7 protein-coding genes are annotated in these 5,621 nt (G+C 65.5%); all 7 read left to right on the top strand.

Translation table 11 applies throughout. The annotated features are described in order from the left end of the window. Positions 1 to 910: FAD-binding oxidoreductase (locus RMO85_RS01475; RefSeq protein ID WP_310526004.1), on the top strand; the 910-nt coding region annotated here is incomplete at its 5' end. A 31-nt stretch (positions 911 to 941) separates the two neighbouring features. Continuing rightward, on the top strand, positions 942 to 2,114 hold the full coding sequence (locus tag RMO85_RS01480; RefSeq protein WP_310526005.1) for an aromatic/alkene monooxygenase hydroxylase subunit beta: 1,173 nt from the start codon (positions 942 to 944) through the stop codon (positions 2,112 to 2,114). Continuing rightward, complete coding sequence (gene mimD, locus RMO85_RS01485) at positions 2,111 to 2,506, top strand: propane 2-monooxygenase effector subunit MimD (protein ID WP_310526007.1); 396 nt, start codon at positions 2,111 to 2,113, stop codon at positions 2,504 to 2,506. Before RMO85_RS01480 ends, mimD begins: the two co-directional genes overlap by 4 nt. 39 nt (positions 2,507 to 2,545) lie before the next feature. Next, entirely contained in the window at positions 2,546 to 3,601 is a 1,056-nt protein-coding gene (locus tag RMO85_RS01490) for an amidohydrolase family protein (protein ID WP_310526009.1), read from the top strand. Further along, a complete protein-coding gene (locus RMO85_RS01495) occupies positions 3,598 to 4,302 on the top strand; it encodes an iron-sulfur cluster assembly protein (protein WP_310526010.1) in 705 nt (234 codons plus the stop codon). The genes RMO85_RS01490 and RMO85_RS01495 overlap by 4 nt, the downstream gene beginning before the upstream one ends. Further along, a complete protein-coding gene (locus tag RMO85_RS01500; RefSeq protein WP_310526011.1) occupies positions 4,299 to 5,327 on the top strand; it encodes an NAD(P)-dependent alcohol dehydrogenase in 1,029 nt (342 codons plus the stop codon). Before RMO85_RS01495 ends, RMO85_RS01500 begins: the two co-directional genes overlap by 4 nt. Positions 5,328 to 5,376: 49 nt before the next feature. Beyond that, a partial coding sequence (locus RMO85_RS01505; protein WP_310526013.1) for a TCP-1/cpn60 chaperonin family protein occupies positions 5,377 to 5,621 on the top strand: 245 nt, incomplete at its 3' end.

The raw sequence follows: 5,621 nt of genomic DNA on the forward strand, positions 1-5,621 counted from the left end.
CGCCGCGTGCAAGTCCTTCGTCCTCGAGGGTGAGGACATCGAGCTCGACAAGTACTCGACGTTCGCGTTGCCCGACTTCGAGCTCGATGAGGGCTACACGCTGCTGTGCCGCGCGCACGTCTACGAGGACGTCACCATCGAGCTCCTCAACTACGACGAGGAGATGCTCCGATCCGGTCACCCCATCCAGGAGGCCGTCACGGAGGTCGTGTCGAACGAGCACGTCACCCACGACATGCGACACCTGGTGCTCAAGTTGATCGAACCGACCGAGATCGCCTTCTGGCCCGGGCAGTACGTCGACATCGCGATCCCCGGCACGGATGCGACGCGGTCCTTCTCGATGGCCAACGTGTCCAGCAAGGAGAGCGGGCAGCTGGAGTTCGTGATCCGCTGCTACCCCGACGGCAAGTTCTCGCACTTCCTCGACACCACGCTTGCCGTCGGGGACCGGCTCGACGTGACGGGACCCTTCGGAGTCTTCACCTTGCGCGACGGTCGCGACTCCGACCTGGTCTTCGTCGGTGGTGGGGCAGGGATGGCGCCGATCCTCTCGGTGCTGCGTTCCCTGGCTGAGCGCGGGAGCACGCGCAAGGCGACCTACTACTACGGCGCCCGCACCCAGCGGGACCTGTGCTTTGAGAAGGAGCTCCACGCACTGTCCGAGACGCTAGCGAACTTCACGTTCGTGCCGGCACTCTCGGAGGCCGAGGAGGGCGAGCCCTGGGACGGGGAGGTCGGCCTGATCACCGACATCGTGAAGAAGTACGAGACCGATCTCTCGGGTGCCGACTCCTACGTCTGCGGGCCACCGCCGATGGTCGAGGCAGCAATGGATGTGCTCAGCGGACTGGGTGCACCCGACAAGAACATCTACTACGACAAGTTCACCACTACCGGCTCTTTGTGAGTCGAGGAATGCGAAGCGAGGCGGATCCGACATGACCGACACGGTTATCGAACGCAGTTCACCCAAGCCCGAATTCACCGACGCCGAAGCCGGCGCCAAGGTCTTCCCGGACTCGACCCTGCGCCACTACAACTACTACAAGCCGCAGAAGCGCAAGCAGTCCCACTACGAGGACGTCACCGTCGAGGTCCAGCCGGACCCCCGGCACTACCTCGCCCAAGGCTGGCTCTACGGCTTCTCCGACGGCAAGGGCGGCTACCCCCTCGACTGGACCGCGCTGAAGGCGTGGGGCGTCGACCGCGGTGACCCCGAACGCTTCGCGGGCTCGGGAGGCAAGGGCTATGAGTGGCCGGCCCACGGATGGCATGAGTTCCGGGACCCGAACGAGGAGTGGGAGCTCACGTTCTACCGGAACAACTCGAACGTCGTGCGCCAGGTGAACCAGAACATCGACACTGCCCGGGAGACGAGCGCTTTCCAGCAGTGGAACCCCAACTGGGTGACCTTCGTCGAGCGCAACGTCGGCGCGTGGATGCACGTCGAGCAAGGACTGGGGCTCTACCTCTTCGCCAACGCGCAGAGGCGGGCGCCAACGAACATGCACAACAACGCGATCTCGGTGAACAGCATGCACCGGATCCGATTCGCTCAGGACCTGGCGCTCTACAACCTCACCCTGAGCGAGGAGATCGAGGACTTCGACGGCTCGGCCCACCTCGACGCCTGGAACAACGACCCGGCGTGGCAGGGCGTACGACGGGTGTCGGAGGAACTCACCGGGATCGACGACTGGGCGGAGGCCATCTTCGCCGCCAACATCGTCTTCGAGCCGCTGGTCGGTGAGCTGTTCCGCAGCCAGTTGGTGCAGCAGGCGTCGCCGGGCAATGGGGACTTCGTGACCCCGACCGTGGTCGGTGCCGGGGAGTGGGACTACGCGTCTCGCGACCTGCGCTACACCAAGGTGATGTTCGAGCTCCTGACCAACGACAAGGAGTTCGCCGACCACAACAAGGCGCTGATGGACCAGTGGCTGTCGAACTGGGTCCCGAAGTGCCTCAAGGCAGCCCGGGAGATGCAGCCGCTCTGGTCGCAGCCCGACGCCAAGCCACCGCGTTTCGAGGATGCCCTGGACCGGGTGAAGCACCGCTTCAGCGGGATCCTCTCCGAGTTGAGCCTCAACGACCCGAAGGAGCTGACCCAGTGAGCGGCTACCAGTCGACCAAGACGGCATACGCAACGACCGAGAGTGCGTTCAAGGCGGACAACACTCCGTCCAACATGTGCGGGGTGACGCTGATGAACAACCAGGTCGGCGCCGTCGTGGCCGAGGTGATGGGCGCCAAGGAGGGCGTCACTATCACCCACCTGCCCTCCATGATCCGCGTGGATGGGATCAACCGGATGGACTTCGACTACGACGAGATCTCCGAGGCGCTCGGCGAGGAGGAGGGGTTCTACGACGCCGCGCAGTTCGAGGAGAACATGTCGACGCACTACGGCCGGATGATCCACGAGGACGACCGCACGATCATGTTCGCCAATCCCGAGGACGCAGCTGAATACATCGGCTTCGACCTCAAGACCTACACGAAGTGAGTCACCTCAGCTGATCCGCGAAACCTCAGGGAGGAACACGTGTACGAAAAGGACGGAAACAAGTACTTCGTCGTCGACAGCCACATGCACTACTGGGACGCCAGCAAGGCGAACTGGGTCAAGGGTCAGGAGCAGTACGCCAAGGGCTGGATCGAGTGCTTCCACGCCTATCAGGGCCTCGGCCCACCCGAGACGCACTGGACGCTCGAACACTTCTTGAAGTGCTCCGAGGACGACCTGATGAAGGACGTCTTCGAGGACGGGTACGTCGACGTGGCGGTCTTCCAGCCGACCTACCTCAAGGAGTGGTACGCCAACGGCTTCAACACCACCGAGCAGAACGGTGCCCTCTCGGAGAAGCATCCGGGCAAGTTCGTGGTCAACACGCGCTGGGATCCGCGAGACGGTGATCTCGGGCTCACCCAGCTCGAGGAGAACGTCGCCCGCTGGGGATCCAAGGGGGTCAAGCTCTACACCGCGGAGTGGAACAACGGCTCGCGCGGGTGGACGCTGAAGGATCCGGGTGCCTACCGCTTCTTGGAGAAGAGCCAGGAACTGGGCATCAAGAACATCCACGTGCACAAGGGACCGACGATCTGGCCCCTGGACAAGGATGCCTTCGACGTCTCCGACATCGACCACGCGGCGACCGACTTCCCCGAGCTCAACTTCATCGTCGAGCACGTGGGGCTGCCCCGGATCGAGGACTTCTGCTTCATGGCGACCCAGGAGCCGAACGTCTACGCGGGCCTCTCGGTGGTCATCGGCGGCCTGATGCACGCCCGGCCCAAGTTCTTCGCCAAGGTGATGGGAGAGCTGCTGTTCTGGGTCGGCGAGGACAAGATGACCTTCGGTAGCGACTACAGCATCTGGGAGCCGAAGTGGCAGATCGAGGGCTTCGTCGACTGGGACTACCCCAGTGAAGAGTTCTCCGACTATCCCCGCGTCACGGTGGACACCAAGAGGAAGATCCTCGGCCTGAACGCGGCCAAGCTCTACGGGATCGACGTCCCCGCCGAGTGCCAGCTGTCCGACGCCGGCGCGCCGGCCGCACAGGACGACGCGCGGCTCGTCGAGGAAGGGGCCTCAGTGTGACAGACACGGCGGACCTCCTGGTCGCCCTGGACACGGTGCGTGACCCCGAGCTCGACGAACCTGTGACCACCCTCGGTTTCGTGTCGTCGTGCACCGTGTCCGCGGCGGGGGACGCCCAGGTGCGCCTGCGGCTGCCGACCTACTTCTGCGCGCCGAACTTCGCCTTCCTCATGGTGGCCGATGCGTACGACGCGGTGAGTGGGGTGGCCGGGGTGCGGCACGCGGAGGTGCTGCTCGAGGACCACTTCGCCTCCGACGTCATCAATGCCGGGGTCGCGGCCCGGTCCGGGTTCGTCCAGTCCTTCGACGGTCTCGCCGCCGGTGAGCTGGACGAGCTCCGGGCCGACTTCGTGCGCAAGGCCGTGTTCGCGGGCACCGACCGTGTCTGCCGGCCACTCATGGCCGCTGGGAGCACAGCCGACGACCTTGCCGCGATGTCGCTCGGCGACGTGCCTGCCTCACCCGACCTGGACAGGCTGCGCGCACGACGAGCCGAGCTCGGCCTGCCAGCCGACGACAGTTCCCCCCTGCTCGTCGACACCGTCACCGGAGAGGGCATCGGCGCCGACGCGTTGCCGCTTCACCTGGGGCGAGCCCGGCTCACCCGGGTCAACATCGAGGCCAACGGCAGCATGTGCCGCGGCATGCTGAGCCACCGCTACGGATCCCGCGGACTGGGCGAAGTGGAGGAAGTCCGATGAAGGCCGTCCGACTGCACGGATACAACCAGCAACCCACCGTCGACGAGGTTCCCGAGCCCAAGGTGGCGGGTCCCCTCGATGTCGTGGTCAAGGTGGGCGGCGCCGGCGTGTGCCGTACCGACCTCCACATCATCCTGGGGCAGTGGGACGCGGCGATGAGCCCGAACCTGCCCTACACGATCGGTCACGAGAACGCCGGCTGGGTGCATGAGATCGGCTCGGCGGTCACCAACGTCGCCGTCGGGGACACCGTGATCCTGCACCCGACCCCGACGTGCGGCCTGTGCCGCGCCTGCCGGGCCGGGCAGGACATGCATTGCAGTGCGAGCACGTTCCCCGGGCTCGACGGAAGTGACGGAGGTATGGCGGAGTACCTGCTGACCTCCGCGCGCGCCTGCGTGAAGTTGGACCCGTCCACGCAACCCAAGGACGTCGCTGCGCTGGCCGACGCGGGCATCACGGCGTACCACGCCGTGCGCAAGGCGCTCCCACTGCTCTACCCGGGCACCACGGCCGTGGTCATCGGAGCCGGTGGCCTGGGCCATATCGGCATCCAGTGCCTGGCCGCGCTCAGCGCCACCAACATCGTCGTGGTCGACCGCAACCCCGACGCGCTCGCGCTTGCCAGCAAGCTCGGCGCCGGCGAGACCGTGGTTGCCGACGGCACGCAGGTCGACGCAGTCAAGGACCTCACCAACGGAGAGGGCGCCGACGTCGTGCTCGACTTCGTGGCCGAGGAGGGCGCCGAGAACGAGGGCTTCGCGATGACCCGACCCGGTGGCTCCTACTACGTGATCGGGTATGGCGGCACGCTGGTCGTTCCGACCCTCGACGTGATCTCCACCGAGCGCAACATCGTCGGCAACATCGTGGGCACTTACAACGAGCTGGCCGAGCTGATGGTGCTCGCCGAGGCCGGCAAGGTCACCCTCCACACCAAGACGTATCCGCTGGACGCTGCCCCCGACGCGCTTCGGGACCTGGAGGCAGGACAGGTGCGCGGTCGAGCGATTCTCGTCCCGTAGCTGTCACCGCTTCACCCACTCCATCCATCACGCGAGCTAAGGAAGCCCCATGGCCAAGGACCTGAGATTCGGCGAAGAAGCACGAGCCCTGCTGTTGTCGGGCGTCGACCAGCTGGCCGAGGCCGTGAAGTCGACGCTCGGCCCCAAGGGCCGCAACGTGATCCTGGAGAAGATCACTGGCTCGCCGGTGGTGACCAACGACGGCGTCACGATCGCCCGCGAGATCCACCTCAGCGACCAGTTCGAGAACATGGGTGCCCAACTCGTCAAGGAAGCCGCGATCAAGACCAACGA

This window comes from Nocardioides sp., from assembly GCF_031422975.1.
In the GTDB taxonomy this organism is placed as follows: Bacteria; Actinomycetota; Actinomycetes; order Propionibacteriales; family Nocardioidaceae; genus Nocardioides.